This window comes from Caballeronia udeis (assembly GCF_044909315.1).
GTDB lineage: Bacteria > Pseudomonadota > Gammaproteobacteria > Burkholderiales > Burkholderiaceae > Caballeronia > Caballeronia udeis_A.
This window is the reverse complement of sequence record NZ_JBIYEB010000007.1, coordinates 113536-127994: the sequence shown is the minus strand read 5'-3', so window position 1 is coordinate 127994 and position 14459 is coordinate 113536. Positions and strand designations below refer to the sequence as shown.

Below are 14459 nucleotides of genomic sequence, written 5' to 3'. Positions count from 1 at the left end.
AGCGCCAAGCCTTGAACACAGCAGCAAAAGACCAAAGACTAAAGTCCTTCTGGTCCTGGATACAGGACCCGATCGTCCAATGGTCGCAGGATCACGGCGCGATGTTTTCGGCGGCAATCGCATTTTTTGCGGCTTTCTCCCTGGCGCCGACGCTGGTGATCATCATCGCGGTGGCGAGCATCTTCTTCGGCGCCGATGCGGTCCAGGGGCGGCTGTTCGGTGAAATTGCCGGGATAGTAGGCGCCGACGCCGCGCACGGCCTGGAAGCGATCGTCGCCAACGCCTGGCATGCTGATATAGCCACGCGCACTGCAATCTTGTCGGGCGTGGGCGTGCTGGTCGGGGCGTCGGCGACCTTTTCATCGCTTTACACCGCGCTCAACGTCATCTGGCCCGCGCCCATCACCGGCACTCGCGCCAGCATCATCGCGATTCTGCGAGTCCGGGCGATCTCCTTCGCGTTTGTCCTGGGCGCGGCCTTGCTGATTGTCGCGTTGCTCGTGCTCGACGCCCTCGTGGTCCTGGTCGGTCAATGGGTGCTGGGCACGAGCGGCCCGTCCTTTCTGATCGCGGCGGTAGCGCAGCGCGCCATTTCCCTGCTGATGATGGTGCTGGCTTTCGCGGTGCTGCTTAAATTCCTGCCCAGCGCACGCATGCAATGGCGTGATGCCGCGCTCGGCGCCTTGACCGCGGAGGTGCTGTTCGAGGGGGGAAAGCGGCTCTTTGCGTTCTATCTGCAGCACGCGGGCACGGCGAATACCTTCGGTGCGGCAGGGTCGCTTGCGATCATCCTGATGTGGCTGTACTACTCGGCGGCGGTCTTCCTGCTGGGCGCGGAGGTATCGGCAATGATCGCGCGCAGACGCACGCAAAGAGTCTCCGGCTGGCGATAAAAAACGCCCTCGGAAGTCTTCCGGGGGCGTTTTTTACAGGCAACGAAGCGGGACGTTTTTACTTCAACCGCGACGCAGTTCCGCCGGCGGCACCTTCATCAAATGGCGATACTTCGCCACGGTCCGGCGCGCCACAATCACGCCCTGATCCGCAAGCATCTTCGCGAGGCTCACGTCGGACAGCGGGTCCGTGCTGCTCTCCTTCGCGATCATTTCCTTCAGCAGGGCGCGCACGGCAGCGGCCGAGCACGTGCCACCGCTTTCGGTGCTGAGTTCGCGCGGGAAAAAGTGCTTGAACTCGAAGATGCCTCGCGGCGTGGACATGTACTTGTTGCCCGTCGCGCGGGAAATGGTCGACTCGTGGAGCTCGAGTTCGTCGGCGACATCGCGCAGAACCAGCGGCTTCAACGCGATTTCACCGTAGTCGAAAAACGCCTTCTGATGCGAGACGATGCATTCGGCCACGCGCTGGATCGTCGTAAAGCGTTGCTGCGCGTTGCGGATCAGCCAGCGCGCTTCCTGCAGTTGCTGAGCAAGCGGCGAGCGGCTTGTGCCCGCCGACTGCGCGAACAACTCGGCGTACATGCGATGAATACGGGCGCGAGGCAGCACGGCCGGGTTGATCGTCACGACCCAGTTCTTCTTGACCTGGCGCACGATCACGTCGGGGACCACATAGTTGTCTTCGGCCACGCCGTAGTTCGCGCCCGGCTTCGGGTCGAGCTTGCGCACGAGCGCGCAGGCAATGCGCAGTTCTTCCGCGCTGCAGCCGATCTTCTTTTGCAACTCGGCTTGCTCGCGTCGCGCAAGCCGCTCGAGATGATGCGTGACGATCTCGAGTGCGACTTCGCGTCCGGGCGTTTCCGGGTCCAGCGCGTCGAGTTGCAGCGACAAACATTCGGACAGGTTGCGCGCCCCCACGCCGGGCTTGTCGAGCGATTGCACGAGCTTCAACGCAATACTCAACTCTTCTTCTGACAGCGCCGGCTCGATATCCACCAGCTCCGACAGTTCCTGCAGATCCTGACGCAGATAGCCGTCGTCATCGAGTGCTTCGATGATGAGCTGCGCCACCGCCCGGTCGCGATCATTGATGGGATAGAGCCGCAGCGTATCGTGCAGCGTTTCATGCAGCGAGGGTTCGATGCGGACCCAGTCAGCCGGGTCCGAGCCTTCGCCATCGCCGTTGTTGCGCGTCGAGGTCCGGCCGAACGGGTCCGACGAGAACTCGTTCATCGAATCCTCGTGCGACGACGACTCGCTGCTGTCCGATGTGTCGGTGTTGCTCTCGGCGCTCATGGGGGCATCGACAGGCGCGGTCTGATCGCTGGCCACAGGCGTGTCGCCCATGGAGTTGCCGTTGTCGGTGGAGAGCGCGTTGTCTTCCGCTTGCGTCTCGTCGTATTCGAGGAAGGGGTTCGTATCAAGCGCGTTGCGCAATTCCTGCTGAAACTCGAGCGATGAAAGTTGCAGCAGACGGACCGATTGCTGAAGGCGCGGCGTGAGCGCAAGACTTTGCTTGGTGCGTAGTTCGAGGGAAGGCGGCATTGCGTGTTTTTCCTCAATGTTGGGACTTTCGTGGGTCCTTTAAGAGCAACAGTCATGCCATGCACGCTGCAGAGCGCGTGAGCACTGGATTTCAATACGATTTTCGTTCGCCGGCGGTATGCCCAGGCGTTCGATCGGCGGCCAAATGCGCGCACTTTTTACACGCGCACAGGCAAAAGCACTGCGGGTATGGAGGGTCAGTCCGGGTCCTCCTCCGTGAATAAACAGTGCATCGATAAAAAAGCGGGTAAGCGTTGCCGCGCATGGTCTCAACGCGCTTTCGGGTTACATTTGCCGATTGCAGCGGACGATGCGGCACGCTGATTGCGTATGACCTATCACTACTCGTAGCGCCTGGCGCTGCCGGTATGAAAACGAGCAGGGCTTGCAGCAAAGATGCTGCGGCCGTACGAGGCGGCCTGCGCTCAAATAAGACAGCGGTAACGCCGCAGTTTTTTAAATCACTCTAGAAGGAGAGCAACGATGAAATCGACCCAAATCCTGAAGGCAGCCGGCAGTATCGCGTGTGTCGTGTTTGCACTCAACGTCAGTGCACAAACCGCCACGACGTCGACAGGCGCCTCCACGTCGATTGGCACAAAGGTCGATGACACGGCGATCACGACCAAGGTCAAGGCGGAATTGCTGGGCGCGAAGAACGTAAAGTCGACGCATATCCATGTGAAGACGCGTGCAGGCGTGGTGTCGCTGACCGGTACGGTGCCGTCGGCTGAAGACAAGAGCGGCGCGGAAGACGTGGTGTCGAAGGTGGACGGCGTGGCGTCGGTGCGCAATCACCTGAAGATCGTAGAGTAAGTGTTGTAGAAAAGCGGGCAGCGTGCTTGCTGCCCGTTTTGTTTTTACCCGGTTGCCAGTGGGGCTGTTTCAGGAAGTAATTAATAAGAAGTACGAATTGCATTGATGCCGATCTAGTCCACCACTCATAACTGCTCTGGTTTCGAGTCAATATCGACTAACCAGATCCTCAGGAAAAGGAGATTTCCATGACTCGACAGAAAAATATGGCTGTGCTCGGTGCACTGTCTCTCGCACTCTCAGGCCCGGTGTTGGCGCAATCCGCGGGCGGCTCTTCTGGTGGGCCCACGGCCGGCGCGGGCGCGAGTGAAGTAGGTGGGCACGTTGGCGCAACGGCGGCGCCCACCGAAGGCGGGATGGCGGCTTCCGGGAGCATGGGCATGAGCAAGAAGGGCACGCATGGGACGACCCTGCACAAGCAGAACAAGGCGATGCATGCCAGGGGTGCGTCGGCGGCCGCGGCAGCATCGGCAATGGGCACCAACGACAAGGGCTCGCCGCAGTGATTTGGTTATGCATGCAGGTGTTGGTATGACAGGACCCGCCGCTGTGACAACCGGCGGGTTTTTTACGCGCTGGCATGTTGGCCAGGCACGTGCTTGCATTGCCAAGCGGGTTGGGTATACGAGAATTTATTACGTATAACGAATCGATATATGAAAACGCGCTCCAACAAAAAAGCCGCTGCGAATTTCAACGCAGCGGCTTGATGGCGGCATACGGTCAATAACTACGGTTTCGCTACGGCGTATTGGTCTCGCAGATTGCGAATACGGTCGTGATTTTCGATTACGCCCTGGTATTGACGCTCGACGATAGCGCGCACGTCCGCCGGTAGTTCCTTGTCCAGAGCTTCACGATAGTTCTTCTTCGCGACGTCTTCACCGCGCTCGCATTCCTCAAGGATTGCGTGATCGGTCCGATGCGTCACCGCCGACTTGATGTCCACCCAGCCACGGTGCAACGCTCCACCTACCGTGCCACCGGTCTGCGGCTTTCCGCCCAATCGCGCGACCACATCCTGCAACTCGTGTGCACCCCGCGCACAGTCCTCAGCGCGGTCTGCGAAAAGTTGCTTCAGGGTCGTGTTCTTGGTGTCTTCCGCGGCCTTCCGGAAGCCCTTTTCGCCGTCCTTCGACGTTTCAACCAGATCGTTCAATACCGATACGACGTTTGTGCTCATATGAACCTCCTGTGAGTGATCGAAGATGGCCCGCGATCTTCTGAATCCCTGCATCGCGGTCCACAGGAGAGTCGCAACGGCCGTGCCCGATACCACCTGATTGACCCTGTTCGATGTCGCAAATCCGTACAAACAAGCCGCGCTTCGCGGTTACGCATCGTCTTGAAGGAGAGAGCCAATATGTAGCACGTGCTTTGCGCGAAAGGTGATGCAGGCCGCCCGGAAAGCGGCCAGAATCTCCTGGCCCACGCACAATGTACAACCTTACGCACGCGGTTCGGCGAACTCGCGAACCGGTTCCGGCGGCTTGACCGGATCAAAGTCGGCCCAGCGGCCATTGCGCCATTGACCCGTTGCACGTTCGACTTCTATGCCGCCCGCGTCGCGAAGAATGGCTGCTGCTTGCGCCTGCAATTCCGGTCCGACATGCACGGCTACGACAACCCCGGAATGCCTCGCGTCAAGGGCATTGGCCGACCCGTGATTCTCTGCGGTAGTCCATTGGGCGGGGTCGCGTTTGCCGGACCGCGCATGCGACATGGCGCCGATCAGCGACCCGACATAAGCGCCTGCTCCGGCAGCAAGCACTGCGGCGAGCCAGGGCGCCTTGGACAATACGAAAACCCCTGCGCCGACAATCGCGCCGATCACCGCGCCAATCGTGACGCCTTTGCCTGCTCCCTTCGACGCGTCCTTGGCGCCGGCGTCGGCGTGGTGGTCGCCGCCCGTCTCGATCCGTGCGTGCTGGCCGCTCGGGGCGACATAAAAGAGCGTGACGTCTTCTTCGACAAACCCGCCCGCGAACAGGCGCTGGGCTGCGGCTTCTGCTTTGGGAAAGGTTTGAAACCGTCCTGCAATGATGAGGGACATGAGGACCTCCAGGAAGCGTTTGTTTCAATGAAACGCGTCGATGAACCATGACGGACGAAGCGCGCGCTCACTCCGGTTCCATGCCCGCCACGCGGAACAATCCGCTACGTAATACGACGCTCTCTCCGCCATTGCTGTCAAGCGCTTCCGCACACACCGCGCGGATTCTCGCGCGGCCGTGTTCGAACGCCGGGAGCAGATCGTCTTCCCGCGCCGAAGCGGCGCCGAAATGATCCTCGAGCGCTTCAGCCGTGATGGAACACACGACCGGTTGGGCGTCGATCAGCGCAGTGAAATGAAGCGCCAGATCGTCGCCGTCGTAGATGGGGGCGTCGTCGGAAAACCGGATGTGCATGGTCGAGTCCTCGTAGGCCGGCCGGGGTTGCGGAAAGGATGCAGGGGTGAGCGAAGCGGAGGAGGCCGTCATGGCGTCACCCCTTGAGCCTGGCGAGTTGCTGCGCCATTGCGTAGTGATGCTTGATAACTGGCAGCGCGTGGACGTCGACCTTGACCATGTCGCCGTTGTGGGCGTGCACGAGACCCCGAGTTTGTCCCGGCTTTTGCGAGATCACGTGGACTTGCCCGCAGGCTGCTTTCAGCGCCTTCTGCGGTGCGACGAGTTTGGTTTGTTCCAAGCCATCGACAGCGAGGATCGCGACCCTGTAACTGGCGAGGAAATCAGCCATGAATAAGCTCCCTGATGCATTGAACAAAGCGGCCCCCCGCAAGCGGGGCCATGTTCGTTCAATTCAGCAAAGGGTGTGCCTACAAAGCTGTAATGCGGGTCTGGATGACAGGAGCGGATGTGCGATAGCTTCAGGCTGTCGCGCGCGTCTCGCTGCGCGAAATGCGCATCAGGCTGACCATTGCCGCCGCGGCAGCAAAGCCCGCCGCGACAACCAGCGTAATGGTCGTGCCGTGCTGCGGTGCAATGCCGAAGATCAGCGCGACGAGCGCCGCACCCAGCGTCTGTCCGGAGAGCCGCGCAGTGCCGAGCATGCCGCTTGCGCCGCCGCTGCGATGACGCGGCGCCGCCGACAGCATCTGGCGATTGTTCGGCGACTGGAACAAACCGAAGCCGAGGCCGCACAACGCCATGCGCCACGCGATATCGAAGGGGGCAGGATGCGCACCGGTTGTCGCGAGCAGCAGCAAGCCGACCGACATGATGGCCAGCCCGATGCCGCCGAGCATGCCCGCCGAATACCGGTCGGACAGCATGCCGGCGAGTGGCGCGATGAATACGATCACCAGCGGCCACGGCGTCATCAGGAATCCTGTCTGCACCTGGCTCATGCCGAAGGTGTCCTGCAGCAGGAACGGCAGCGAGACGAACGTCAGCATCTGCGCGGTGAACGAGCAAAAAGAGGTGATGATCGACAGGGCGAACACCGGGATTCGCAGCAGATCGATAGGCAGGAGCGGCGCGGCCTGGGTCAGTTGGCGCCGCACGAAAAAGTATCCGATCGCGCCGGCCACCAGGAACTCGGCGAACACATACAGACGATGCTCGCCGTGGCCGAGCCCATCGACAGCAGTGATTGCGAGGCCGAACACCGCCGCGTTCATTACCGCGCTCAGATAGTCGTAGGGTTGCCGGTGTCCCGGCGTGCGCGGCAACGCTCGCCAGCCAACGGCGCATGCGGCAACGCCGATCGGCACGTTGATCGCGAAGAGCCACGGCCACGGTGCAACCGCGAGGACGCCGGACGCGACCGTGGGCCCTATGACCGACGAGATCGCGACCACGGAGGCGTTGATGCTCACGCCGCGGCCCAGATGCTCGGAGGGATAGATCATGCGCACCAGCGCCGTGTTGACGCTCATGATGCCCGCCGCGCCGAAGCCTTGTATCACCCGTGCAATGGCGAGCGACGTGAGCGAGCCCGAGAGCGCACATCCGAACGACGCGATGGTGAACAGCGCGAGTCCGGACATATACACCCGCCGGTAGCCGATCCGGTCGCCGAGCGAGGCGAGCGGCAGCAGCGAGACGGTGATGGCGAGCTGATACGCGTTGACGACCCAGATGGAGTCGGCGGGACTGGCGTTCAGATTGCGGGCGATGGTCGGAAGCGCGACGTTGGCGATGGCTCCGTCGAGTACTGCGAGCGTGATGCCGAGCGCCACGACCAGAATGGCCCAATAGCGCTGGGGAAGAGGAAGACCGTGTTCTGCGTCCATCGGTAGGGAAGAGGAGGGGAGCGGCGAAGTGTAAGGCTCGCGCCTTTCAGACGGGTTACTGCAACACACGCAGGGCCGCGCGCGGCCAGGCAAGCCAACGCGCGTCCCCGTGATCCGGCGCTTATTTCAACTGGTACAGGCCGGTATAGGTAGCCGAATCAATTTCGTTCAGATGCACCATGAAACGCGCGACTGCATTGGTCGCGGAGGCATCGAGCGACAAGTGATCTGCCTTTAGCGCATGGATCCGGAAAATATACCGGTGCGGTTTGTCGCCGCGCGGCGGCGCGGCGCCACCGAAGCCGACGGTGCCGTAGTCGTTGCGCATTTGGAGCGCGCCGGCCGGCAGCAGGCTGCCGTCGGCCTTGCCGGCGTTTTGCGGCAGCGAGCGCGTGTCCACCGGAATGTTCACCACGATCCAGTGCCAGAAGCCGCTGCCGGTGGGCGCGTCGGGGTCGTAGACGGTGAGGGCGAGGCTCTTGGCCTCGGGCGGCACGCCGTCCCATTGCAGCGCGGGCGAGACGTTTTTGCCGTCTGCGCCGAATGCTTGCTGATCGAACTCGTGATTCTTCGTGAGATGTCCGTTGGCCGCGAATTCATCGGACCAGATGTGGAAGTCAGCCATGGAAGGGTGTCTCCTTTGACGGGGTTTAACAGGGTTTGACGGGGTTTGAAACCCCGGCGCCTGGCCGCGTTCAGTCCGTTCGCGCGGGCGTGTGGAGGCCGCATGGCCTGCGGCCGTTCAGCGCCTTCGTGCAGCAAACATGCCTGAAGTGCATCCATTGTTGCTCAACGCTGCCGCGAGCGCGTCGCCCGCGGTATTTCGTTCAGCTTTTTTCCGCCACGTCTGCGCATAAAATGGCGGAACCGGACCATATCAAGCTGGATCATAGGAAAAGGATGGACATGCCGAACAACCAGGGGCGCGTCTTGCAGAACGTGGGGACGGCATCGACAACGGCATCGAGCGCACCGGCGGACGATGCCGATATGTTCGACCTCGCGCCCGTCTCGCTGTGGCTTGAGGATTTCAGCGCCGTGCGCGAGATATTCGAAGGCTGGCGCGCGCAAGGCATTGCCGATCTACGCGCTTTTCTGCTTGAGGACCTGGCGCGGGTGGCCGAATGCTCGTCGAGTATCCGGCTGATCAAGGTCAACCAGCGCACGCTCACGCTGTTCGGCGCGAAGGATGTCGACCATCTTGTCAGCAATCTCGGCACCGTCTTCCGCGACGACATGCTGCTGACTCACGTCGATGAACTCGAACAATTGTGGTCGGGTCTGTCGGCCTTCACCAGCAAGACGGTGAACTACACGCTCGACGGCAAGCGGCTCGACGTGTTGCTGAAAGCGGTGATCCTGCCGGGCCACGAAGCAACCTGGGACCGCGTGCTCGTGACGGTGGAGGACATTACCGAACTGGAGAATGTGCGCCGCAAGGCCGCGCTGAGCGAGCTTTATGCGCGCGGCCTGTTCGAGCATTCGCCCGTTTCCCTGTGGGTTGAAAACTTCAGCACCGTGAAGGCGCTGCTCGACGATATACGTGAACGCGGGATTGTCGACTTCCGGACCTTCACGAATGTTCATCCGGAATTCATCGAGCGCTGCATGCAGGAAATTCATGTGCTCGACGTGAACCAGCACACGCTGACCATGTTCGGCGCACCGGATAAAGCCGCTTTGCTCTCTCGCCTCGGCGACGTCTTCCGCGACGAGATGGTGGGCCATTTCCAGGAGCAGCTCATCGATCTATGGGAGAACCGGCTTTTCCATCAGCGCGAGGTGGTCAACTATTCGCTGGAAGGGCAGCAGTTGCATGTGCATCTGCAATTCTCGGTGTTTCCGGGTCACGAAGCCGACTGGGATCTCGTTCTTGTCGCGCTCACCGACATTACCGCGCGCAAGAAGGCGGAGGCGTACCTGGAGTTTCTCGGCAAGCACGACGCGCTGACGAAGCTCAAGAACCGTTCGTTCTACATCGATGAAATGAACCGGCTCGAGCGCAAGGGGCCGTTCCCGGTGACCGCGGTAGCCGTTGATGTGAATGGTCTGAAGGCCGTCAACGATCAACTCGGCCACGCAGCCGGCGACGCGTTGTTGCGGCGCGCAGGCGAAGTACTCGGCAAGGCGGTGGAGAAGCCGAGTCACGCCGCGCGCATTGGCGGCGACGAGTTCGTGCTGCTCCTGCCCGGCGTGGACGAGCGCGGTGGCGTGGCGGTGATCGAAAGCATCCGGCAACTGCTGGAGGTCAATAACCAGTTCTACTCGGGTATGCCCTTGAGTTTTGCGATGGGGGCAGCCACCGCGCAGGACGGCGAGCGGCTGGAAGTCATGCTGCAGCGCGCCGACGCCGTCATGTATGCCGAAAAGCGCGCTCATTACGGCGCATCCGACTGAGCCCCCGCGGCGTCACTTCGTTACTTCGTCAGGTCGTCGATACCCTGGGTCAGCGCCGGGCACGCCTCGCCGATCTCTTTTGCATACTCGGTGGGGTTATTGGTTTTCATCGCCGTGAAGCGATCGACGGTCGACTGCGCTTCCTTGTAGCCGAGATTCCACTCGCCGTCGAAATCGGGCGCGGCGGGAAAATTCTTGCGCGTCAGCACCTTGAACCGGTCGATTTTCTTGCGGTCGATGTTGCAGATATCCGCTGCCCCGCGCGCAATGTTGGCGCTCGTCCGCACGCCTTCGGCAGCGAGACTTTGCGGTGTCGGCTGCTGCATTCCGGGATGACCCGGCGGCAGCGCCTGAGCGGGAAACGGCTGCTGGGCAGGCGCGTTTTGTGCGTTGGCGTTCAATGACAGGGCGCACACGCTCCCTGCGATCAGACATGTAATCAGGGTTGGCTTGAGCATCAAGTTAAAGGCCGACGCAATGCGCGGCAGGGCTTGCTTGTGAGTCATTCGGGTCCTTGTGGGGGCGTGCAGCCGAGGTCTGCAAAATTCTGCGGAAGTATAGCGAAACCCCGGCGAAACCCCTTGAAACAAGGGTTTGCGTGAGGACTTCCCCTGCGATTAACGCCCAAATCCCCATGCTAAAATCTTCTCTACCCTGGGGCGCTCTGCACAATAAACGATGAAAAAAGCAAGCAAAGTGGCAGCGCCGGTTCGTGCGAGCAAGGTACGGGGCAAGGCACCGGACATCAAGCGAAAGTACGACCCGGAACAAACCAAACGCAACATCATTGAGATTGCCACGGAGGAGTTCGCGGCAATGGGTTTGAGCGGTGCACGGGTCGACGCTATCGCGGAGCGCACCAATACAACGAAGCGCATGTTGTATTACTACTTCGGCAGCAAGGAAGGGCTGTACGAAGCGGTGATCGAGGAGGCGTATGGCAGGATCCGCGCGCTTGAACAGTCGTTGCATCTGGACGCCATGGACCCGCGCGAGGGCTTGCGCGAGCTTGTCGAACTCACGTTCGACTTCCACGATAAAGAGCGCGATTTCGTCCGCCTCGTGACGATCGAAAACATCCATGGCGCGAAGCATGTGAGCCAGTTGAAGACGTTCAGGACGCGTAACGCAAGCGTGGTGAAAACCATCGCGGACCTGATCGCTCGTGGCGTCGCGGCGCGGCAATTTCGCAGCGACGTGGATCCCGTGGACCTGCATCTGTTTATCAGCGCGCTGTGTTTTCATCGTGTCTCGAACCGGCATACATTCGCCGTCGCTTTCGGGCGTGATCCATCCGGAGCGAAATCGCGGGCCCGGCATCGCGAGATGGTTGTCGACGCCGTCATGCGGTTCATGCAGCGCTGAGTCCAGCGCCGGCAAGCAGAATATTCGATGACACGCGACGAGCGGATCATGTCCGCGGTCTGCGCCCCGATTGCGGGCGCTTGACCTATGCTTGAATCATGGCAGTCGACCGATAGGGAGGGCGCCATGGAGGGTTTGGCGAATATCCTCGTTGGGCTTGCGGCTCTTGCCGTGCTCGCGATCGCGGTGCTGGCGCACGACTGGAGTGGTGGATTCCGCAAACGCATGCTGGGCCGCCGCAGTCATGGCAGCTACGGCACGTTACGCGACTGGTGGCTTCGGCACCGGCACTGAGCGCCTGTGTGAACCGGCTTACGACCCGTCGTTTCCGGAGGGATGTGCCGGGCCCCGTTGCAGAACCATACGTGGCACGGGAAGCATTGGCGACGTGGAATCGGGGGTGAGTTCGGGCGCGGTGTCGCGCGTCCGGTGATCCGCTTCGTGGGCATCGATCTGCAAATACAGCCGGTGAATCGTCTGTAATTGCGTGTGCGTAAGATGCGAACTCCGCGCGACCACCGCAAGCCGCTCGCGCCAGTAGTTCGGCGGCATGATGGGGCTCAGGGCGTCGTCGACCAATGAACGCCGCAGCACCAATTCGAGGTGCGTCAGTTCCTGGTCCGCCAACAGTGCGGAAGGCGTGCCTTGGAGTTTCATGTCGATGAGTGGGTCCATCAATGCCTAACGGTAGTGGCGGGAAAAACTTTAGCAAATTTTAGATTAGTACAAACCCCTAATTGGCGGATTATTGAATGGGTCTTGCCACTGCGCGGTCCAGATCCGTGCGCGCCCGCTTCACCTTGCGTTCCCAAGCCGCAATGTTGAGTTGATCCGTGCCTTTTTTCCTGGCCCGCTCCAGTTCGGCTTCCCAATCACGCAAGCGATTCCTGGCCTCGGCTATGGCGCTGTCGTGGCGTCTTAGTGCATCTGCGCGTTTTTGCGCAATGGCGTCGGGCGTGCATTCGGCATTGGTTTTGTCGAGTTCGGCTTGCAGGGCGTCAAGTTGGCCCGAGTTGTCCTGTTCCAGTGCGGTGGCCATTTGCCTTTCGAGTGCCTGGCGATGGGCATCGCAGGCATCGGTTTCCTGCGATGCGTGTGCAGTCGACAAACACAGGCTGAAGGCGACAGCGGCAAGCAATTTCATAGCGGAATCCGTGGCTGGCGAGATTGGGCAGGGGCAAACGGTGTCTAACCCGATACGAAGTATTTTCTCGATCGGTCGCGACAGTGCGGGGTATTAATAAATAGCCCTCGCTTATCCGTTCATCCCGGCAGAGTCGGCGTATTTTAACGAGCTATGGGGACCGATGGGGCCAATGCGATAACCGTGTGCCAACCAATAATGCACGTGATTACGCGTCCATGCGGAATGCGTCTTGCGCAAACCTGCTGAAACCTCTCAGACGTTTACATTTTTCGCGAGGAATACGCCGATGCGTTTCGATTACAAGGGTTTTCACATCGACTGCCGCTCCAGACACGATCAGGATGGCATGTATTACGCGCAGGCTCGCCTGATCCGTATGCCGACAACGGGCGAGGGGCATCCGGAGAAACATGAGTCGGGCGACATCGACGCATTCGATAACGACGGCGACGCCATTACATGCGCGCGGGCGTGGGCGCTCGACTGGTGCGAGGCGCACGGCGCTTGATGGCGAGTCCGAACGCACCACCATGCTAGGATCGCGTCCTGCCAACGGGAGAAGTCATGCGTTATATGCACAATGAACATGTCATCGACGTGTTCGTCGAACAACGCGGCACCCGCTGGGACTGGTCCGTGCAGGCGGGCAGCTTGCCGCTCAAGACGAATGCGGGCGAGATGGCGCCGACCAGCAATGTCGCGGAAAACGAAGCGTTGCATTGGGCGAAGCGTGAGTTGAACCGGCGTTTTCCGGTGGAACCGGAGTGACCGGTTTATTGGCTCGACGTCGCTCATGAACGCTGCCCGGCGCTGCAGATCAGGGAGCGGCTGATACGGGCTTAAAGTTCCTTGCGTCGACGCCGTTAGTGTTGGCATGGACACCAAAGAACCCACCCCCGAAGCCTCCCGCGCCCTCATCCGGGCTGCGGGTGAAACCCTCGAACTGATGTGCCGCCTGCGTGGGGTCAATATCGAAGAACTCTCCGACGACGAGTTAGGCGAATTCTTTTCCCATGCGCTCGGCGATAGCATCGTCGGCCCCTGGTGATTGGGATCAACGGTTTTTCAAACTTCAGCGAGACATCAAAGTCCGATAGACGTGCGCCATTATTCCGCTCATGAACCTCGACAAACTTGCTTATACCGATACCCGTAGCGCATTGAATGCGGCCGATGAAGCGTTGGAATTGTTTTGCCGCTTGCGGCAGATTCCGCTCGACAGTTTGTCGGACGCCGAATTGGGCGAGTTCTTTTTTAATGCACTTGAAGACGAACTCGGTGGGGCTGCTTATCTTGGCGGTCGACCTTAAGGATCGTATTGGGACCGATGTGACGGCGTTTGAAATGGGCGCCAGGATGTTTTTTCGCGGAGCGCCAGGGCGTGGACTGCTTACGATTTATTACCGTGGCACGTCATGATCCGGCCCGGCGTGGTCAATCGAAAATATCACGCATTTGAGTCTAAAGTTTCGTTCGCAGGGGCCGTTAGCGGATGCATGGACACGACCAACCCCACTGCTGCCGCGTTTAGGAATCTCGTCATTGCCGCCGACGAGACGCTCCACGTGCTTTGCCGCATGCGCGGCATTACGCTCGACGATTTGTCGGAGGAGGCACTGGAAGCGTTTTTCTTCCAGGCACTCGATGACGAATTCTGGATCGGCGCCCGGTAGATATCAGCGCATTGATCCTGATCCCCGCCGGCATTGAACGGCGGGTTCCCCTTTATCTATGCAAGCAGGTCCGGCCGCCTTGTGAAGCGGGGATCGGCTAGCCACGCAACAAACTCGTCACGCCACTGCTCGAAAGCATTCTCGTCAAGGTCGAACACTTCGTCGACATGGCCTGCGTCTCGCAGATAGGCGCCCACCACCTGACGGCCGTCCCAATAAGCCACTGCAAAATCGGTCAGGTCCGCGGTCATGCCGCGCGGCTGATCGCGAAGCAGCATGTTGAGCTGAGCCTTGAAAGCGGTGAAGGTCGTGGCCATGGTCGGGTCCCGGAAAAAAATCGAAACCCTGCGAGGCGGTACAGGGTTCGCTAAGAGTAGCGCTTT

The 14459-nt window shown here is 60.6% G+C and carries 22 protein-coding genes; 11 read left to right on the top strand and 11 right to left on the bottom strand.

The genetic code is table 11. From position 1 onward, the window contains the following. Window positions 1-11 precede the first annotated feature (11 nt). Window positions 12-893: a YihY/virulence factor BrkB family protein gene (locus ABH944_RS13965; protein ID WP_404607102.1), complete on the top strand. Its 882-nt coding sequence runs from the start codon at window positions 12-14 to the stop codon at window positions 891-893. Window positions 894-956: 63 nt separating this feature from the next. Here ABH944_RS13965 and ABH944_RS13960 read toward each other — a convergent pair whose 3' ends face one another. Continuing rightward, window positions 957-2441: an RNA polymerase factor sigma-54 gene (locus ABH944_RS13960; protein WP_404607100.1), complete on the bottom strand. Its 1485-nt coding sequence runs from the start codon at window positions 2439-2441 to the stop codon at window positions 957-959. A gap of 483 nt (window positions 2442-2924) precedes the next feature. On the opposite strand from ABH944_RS13960, the gene ABH944_RS13955 reads away from it, so the two are divergent. Continuing rightward, the gene (locus tag ABH944_RS13955) at window positions 2925-3257 is read left to right on the top strand and encodes a BON domain-containing protein (RefSeq protein WP_404607098.1); all 333 of its coding nucleotides are present in this window, start codon (window positions 2925-2927) and stop codon (window positions 3255-3257) included. A gap of 188 nt (window positions 3258-3445) precedes the next feature. Continuing rightward, window positions 3446-3763, top strand: a complete 318-nt coding sequence (locus ABH944_RS13950; RefSeq protein WP_404607096.1) for a hypothetical protein — start codon at window positions 3446-3448, stop codon at window positions 3761-3763. Window positions 3764-3987: 224 nt separating this feature from the next. Here ABH944_RS13950 and ABH944_RS13945 read toward each other — a convergent pair whose 3' ends face one another. The 6 genes from ABH944_RS13945 to ABH944_RS13920 form a co-directional block, all read right to left on the bottom strand. After that, window positions 3988-4440 (bottom strand): PA2169 family four-helix-bundle protein, encoded by a 453-nt coding sequence (locus ABH944_RS13945; RefSeq protein WP_404607094.1) that lies wholly within the window; start codon window positions 4438-4440, stop codon window positions 3988-3990. A 264-nt stretch (window positions 4441-4704) separates the two neighbouring features. Then, complete coding sequence (locus tag ABH944_RS13940; RefSeq protein ID WP_404607093.1) at window positions 4705-5310, bottom strand: hypothetical protein; 606 nt, start codon at window positions 5308-5310, stop codon at window positions 4705-4707. A gap of 67 nt (window positions 5311-5377) precedes the next feature. Further along, window positions 5378-5737 (bottom strand): DUF1488 family protein, encoded by a 360-nt coding sequence (locus ABH944_RS13935; RefSeq protein ID WP_404607091.1) that lies wholly within the window; start codon window positions 5735-5737, stop codon window positions 5378-5380. Between the two features lie 4 nt (window positions 5738-5741). Beyond that, window positions 5742-5996, bottom strand: a complete 255-nt coding sequence (locus tag ABH944_RS13930) for a type 1 glutamine amidotransferase family protein (protein ID WP_404607090.1) — start codon at window positions 5994-5996, stop codon at window positions 5742-5744. Between the two features lie 130 nt (window positions 5997-6126). After that, the gene (locus tag ABH944_RS13925) at window positions 6127-7494 is read right to left on the bottom strand and encodes an MFS transporter (protein ID WP_404607088.1); all 1368 of its coding nucleotides are present in this window, start codon (window positions 7492-7494) and stop codon (window positions 6127-6129) included. A gap of 121 nt (window positions 7495-7615) precedes the next feature. Continuing rightward, window positions 7616-8119: a YbhB/YbcL family Raf kinase inhibitor-like protein gene (locus ABH944_RS13920; RefSeq protein WP_404607086.1), complete on the bottom strand. Its 504-nt coding sequence runs from the start codon at window positions 8117-8119 to the stop codon at window positions 7616-7618. Between the two features lie 365 nt (window positions 8120-8484). On the opposite strand from ABH944_RS13920, the gene ABH944_RS13915 reads away from it, so the two are divergent. Continuing rightward, window positions 8485-9891: a sensor domain-containing diguanylate cyclase gene (locus ABH944_RS13915; protein ID WP_404607344.1), complete on the top strand. Its 1407-nt coding sequence runs from the start codon at window positions 8485-8487 to the stop codon at window positions 9889-9891. A 20-nt stretch (window positions 9892-9911) separates the two neighbouring features. Here the strand turns inward: ABH944_RS13915 and ABH944_RS13910 are convergent, their stop codons facing one another. Beyond that, on the bottom strand, window positions 9912-10397 hold the full coding sequence (locus ABH944_RS13910; protein ID WP_404607085.1) for a hypothetical protein: 486 nt from the start codon (window positions 10395-10397) through the stop codon (window positions 9912-9914). A gap of 172 nt (window positions 10398-10569) precedes the next feature. Between ABH944_RS13910 and ABH944_RS13905 the strand changes: the two genes are divergently transcribed. Further along, window positions 10570-11256 carry a TetR/AcrR family transcriptional regulator gene (locus ABH944_RS13905; RefSeq protein WP_404607083.1) on the top strand — a complete coding sequence of 229 codons (687 nt, stop codon included), beginning with the start codon at window positions 10570-10572 and terminating at the stop codon, window positions 11254-11256. 126 nt (window positions 11257-11382) lie between these two features. Next, the gene (locus ABH944_RS13900) at window positions 11383-11550 is read left to right on the top strand and encodes a hypothetical protein (protein WP_404607081.1); all 168 of its coding nucleotides are present in this window, start codon (window positions 11383-11385) and stop codon (window positions 11548-11550) included. An 18-nt stretch (window positions 11551-11568) separates the two neighbouring features. Here ABH944_RS13900 and ABH944_RS13895 read toward each other — a convergent pair whose 3' ends face one another. Beyond that, window positions 11569-11931, bottom strand: a complete 363-nt coding sequence (locus ABH944_RS13895; RefSeq protein ID WP_404659400.1) for a hypothetical protein — start codon at window positions 11929-11931, stop codon at window positions 11569-11571. A gap of 70 nt (window positions 11932-12001) precedes the next feature. Continuing rightward, window positions 12002-12400 (bottom strand): DUF1090 family protein, encoded by a 399-nt coding sequence (locus ABH944_RS13890; protein WP_404607077.1) that lies wholly within the window; start codon window positions 12398-12400, stop codon window positions 12002-12004. 289 nt (window positions 12401-12689) lie between these two features. Here ABH944_RS13890 and ABH944_RS13885 point away from each other — a divergent pair, with 289 nt between their 5' ends. The 5 genes from ABH944_RS13885 to ABH944_RS13865 all read left to right on the top strand — a co-directional run bounded on the left by ABH944_RS13885 (window position 12690) and on the right by ABH944_RS13865 (window position 14076). Next, the gene (locus ABH944_RS13885; protein ID WP_404607076.1) at window positions 12690-12911 is read left to right on the top strand and encodes a hypothetical protein; all 222 of its coding nucleotides are present in this window, start codon (window positions 12690-12692) and stop codon (window positions 12909-12911) included. A gap of 56 nt (window positions 12912-12967) precedes the next feature. After that, window positions 12968-13171: a hypothetical protein gene (locus tag ABH944_RS13880; protein WP_031361269.1), complete on the top strand. Its 204-nt coding sequence runs from the start codon at window positions 12968-12970 to the stop codon at window positions 13169-13171. A 106-nt stretch (window positions 13172-13277) separates the two neighbouring features. Beyond that, window positions 13278-13451: a hypothetical protein gene (locus ABH944_RS13875; RefSeq protein WP_404607075.1), complete on the top strand. Its 174-nt coding sequence runs from the start codon at window positions 13278-13280 to the stop codon at window positions 13449-13451. Window positions 13452-13521: 70 nt separating this feature from the next. Continuing rightward, window positions 13522-13713: a hypothetical protein gene (locus ABH944_RS13870; RefSeq protein WP_404607074.1), complete on the top strand. Its 192-nt coding sequence runs from the start codon at window positions 13522-13524 to the stop codon at window positions 13711-13713. A gap of 186 nt (window positions 13714-13899) precedes the next feature. After that, window positions 13900-14076, top strand: a complete 177-nt coding sequence (locus ABH944_RS13865) for a hypothetical protein (RefSeq protein WP_165936509.1) — start codon at window positions 13900-13902, stop codon at window positions 14074-14076. A gap of 56 nt (window positions 14077-14132) precedes the next feature. On the opposite strand, the gene ABH944_RS13860 is transcribed toward ABH944_RS13865, so the two are convergent. Next, window positions 14133-14393: a hypothetical protein gene (locus ABH944_RS13860; protein ID WP_404607072.1), complete on the bottom strand. Its 261-nt coding sequence runs from the start codon at window positions 14391-14393 to the stop codon at window positions 14133-14135. Window positions 14394-14459: the final 66 nt, after the last annotated feature.

What these genes read in the sequence shown, in the direction of transcription:
- ABH944_RS13860 (WP_404607072.1), bottom strand. Translation starts at nt 14,393, where the DNA reads ATGGCCACGACCTTCACCGCTTTCAAGGCTCAGCTCAACATGCTGCTT.
- ABH944_RS13895 (WP_404659400.1), bottom strand. Translation starts at nt 11,931, where the DNA reads ATGGACCCACTCATCGACATGAAACTCCAAGGCACGCCTTCCGCACTG.
- ABH944_RS13945 (WP_404607094.1), bottom strand. Translation starts at nt 4,440, where the DNA reads ATGAGCACAAACGTCGTATCGGTATTGAACGATCTGGTTGAAACGTCG.
- ABH944_RS13885 (WP_404607076.1), top strand. Translation starts at nt 12,690, where the DNA reads ATGCGTTTCGATTACAAGGGTTTTCACATCGACTGCCGCTCCAGACAC.
- ABH944_RS13940 (WP_404607093.1), bottom strand. Translation starts at nt 5,310, where the DNA reads ATGTCCCTCATCATTGCAGGACGGTTTCAAACCTTTCCCAAAGCAGAA.
- ABH944_RS13890 (WP_404607077.1), bottom strand. Translation starts at nt 12,400, where the DNA reads ATGAAATTGCTTGCCGCTGTCGCCTTCAGCCTGTGTTTGTCGACTGCA.
- ABH944_RS13905 (WP_404607083.1), top strand. Translation starts at nt 10,570, where the DNA reads ATGAAAAAAGCAAGCAAAGTGGCAGCGCCGGTTCGTGCGAGCAAGGTA.
- ABH944_RS13865 (WP_165936509.1), top strand. Translation starts at nt 13,900, where the DNA reads ATGGACACGACCAACCCCACTGCTGCCGCGTTTAGGAATCTCGTCATT.
- ABH944_RS13950 (WP_404607096.1), top strand. Translation starts at nt 3,446, where the DNA reads ATGACTCGACAGAAAAATATGGCTGTGCTCGGTGCACTGTCTCTCGCA.
- ABH944_RS13955 (WP_404607098.1), top strand. Translation starts at nt 2,925, where the DNA reads ATGAAATCGACCCAAATCCTGAAGGCAGCCGGCAGTATCGCGTGTGTC.
- ABH944_RS13960 (WP_404607100.1), bottom strand. Translation starts at nt 2,441, where the DNA reads ATGCCGCCTTCCCTCGAACTACGCACCAAGCAAAGTCTTGCGCTCACG.
- ABH944_RS13875 (WP_404607075.1), top strand. Translation starts at nt 13,278, where the DNA reads ATGGACACCAAAGAACCCACCCCCGAAGCCTCCCGCGCCCTCATCCGG.
- ABH944_RS13925 (WP_404607088.1), bottom strand. Translation starts at nt 7,494, where the DNA reads ATGGACGCAGAACACGGTCTTCCTCTTCCCCAGCGCTATTGGGCCATT.
- ABH944_RS13900 (WP_404607081.1), top strand. Translation starts at nt 11,383, where the DNA reads ATGGAGGGTTTGGCGAATATCCTCGTTGGGCTTGCGGCTCTTGCCGTG.
- ABH944_RS13915 (WP_404607344.1), top strand. Translation starts at nt 8,485, where the DNA reads ATGTTCGACCTCGCGCCCGTCTCGCTGTGGCTTGAGGATTTCAGCGCC.
- ABH944_RS13910 (WP_404607085.1), bottom strand. Translation starts at nt 10,397, where the DNA reads ATGACTCACAAGCAAGCCCTGCCGCGCATTGCGTCGGCCTTTAACTTG.
- ABH944_RS13930 (WP_404607090.1), bottom strand. Translation starts at nt 5,996, where the DNA reads ATGGCTGATTTCCTCGCCAGTTACAGGGTCGCGATCCTCGCTGTCGAT.
- ABH944_RS13920 (WP_404607086.1), bottom strand. Translation starts at nt 8,119, where the DNA reads ATGGCTGACTTCCACATCTGGTCCGATGAATTCGCGGCCAACGGACAT.
- ABH944_RS13870 (WP_404607074.1), top strand. Translation starts at nt 13,522, where the DNA reads ATGAACCTCGACAAACTTGCTTATACCGATACCCGTAGCGCATTGAAT.
- ABH944_RS13935 (WP_404607091.1), bottom strand. Translation starts at nt 5,737, where the DNA reads ATGACGGCCTCCTCCGCTTCGCTCACCCCTGCATCCTTTCCGCAACCC.
- ABH944_RS13880 (WP_031361269.1), top strand. Translation starts at nt 12,968, where the DNA reads ATGCGTTATATGCACAATGAACATGTCATCGACGTGTTCGTCGAACAA.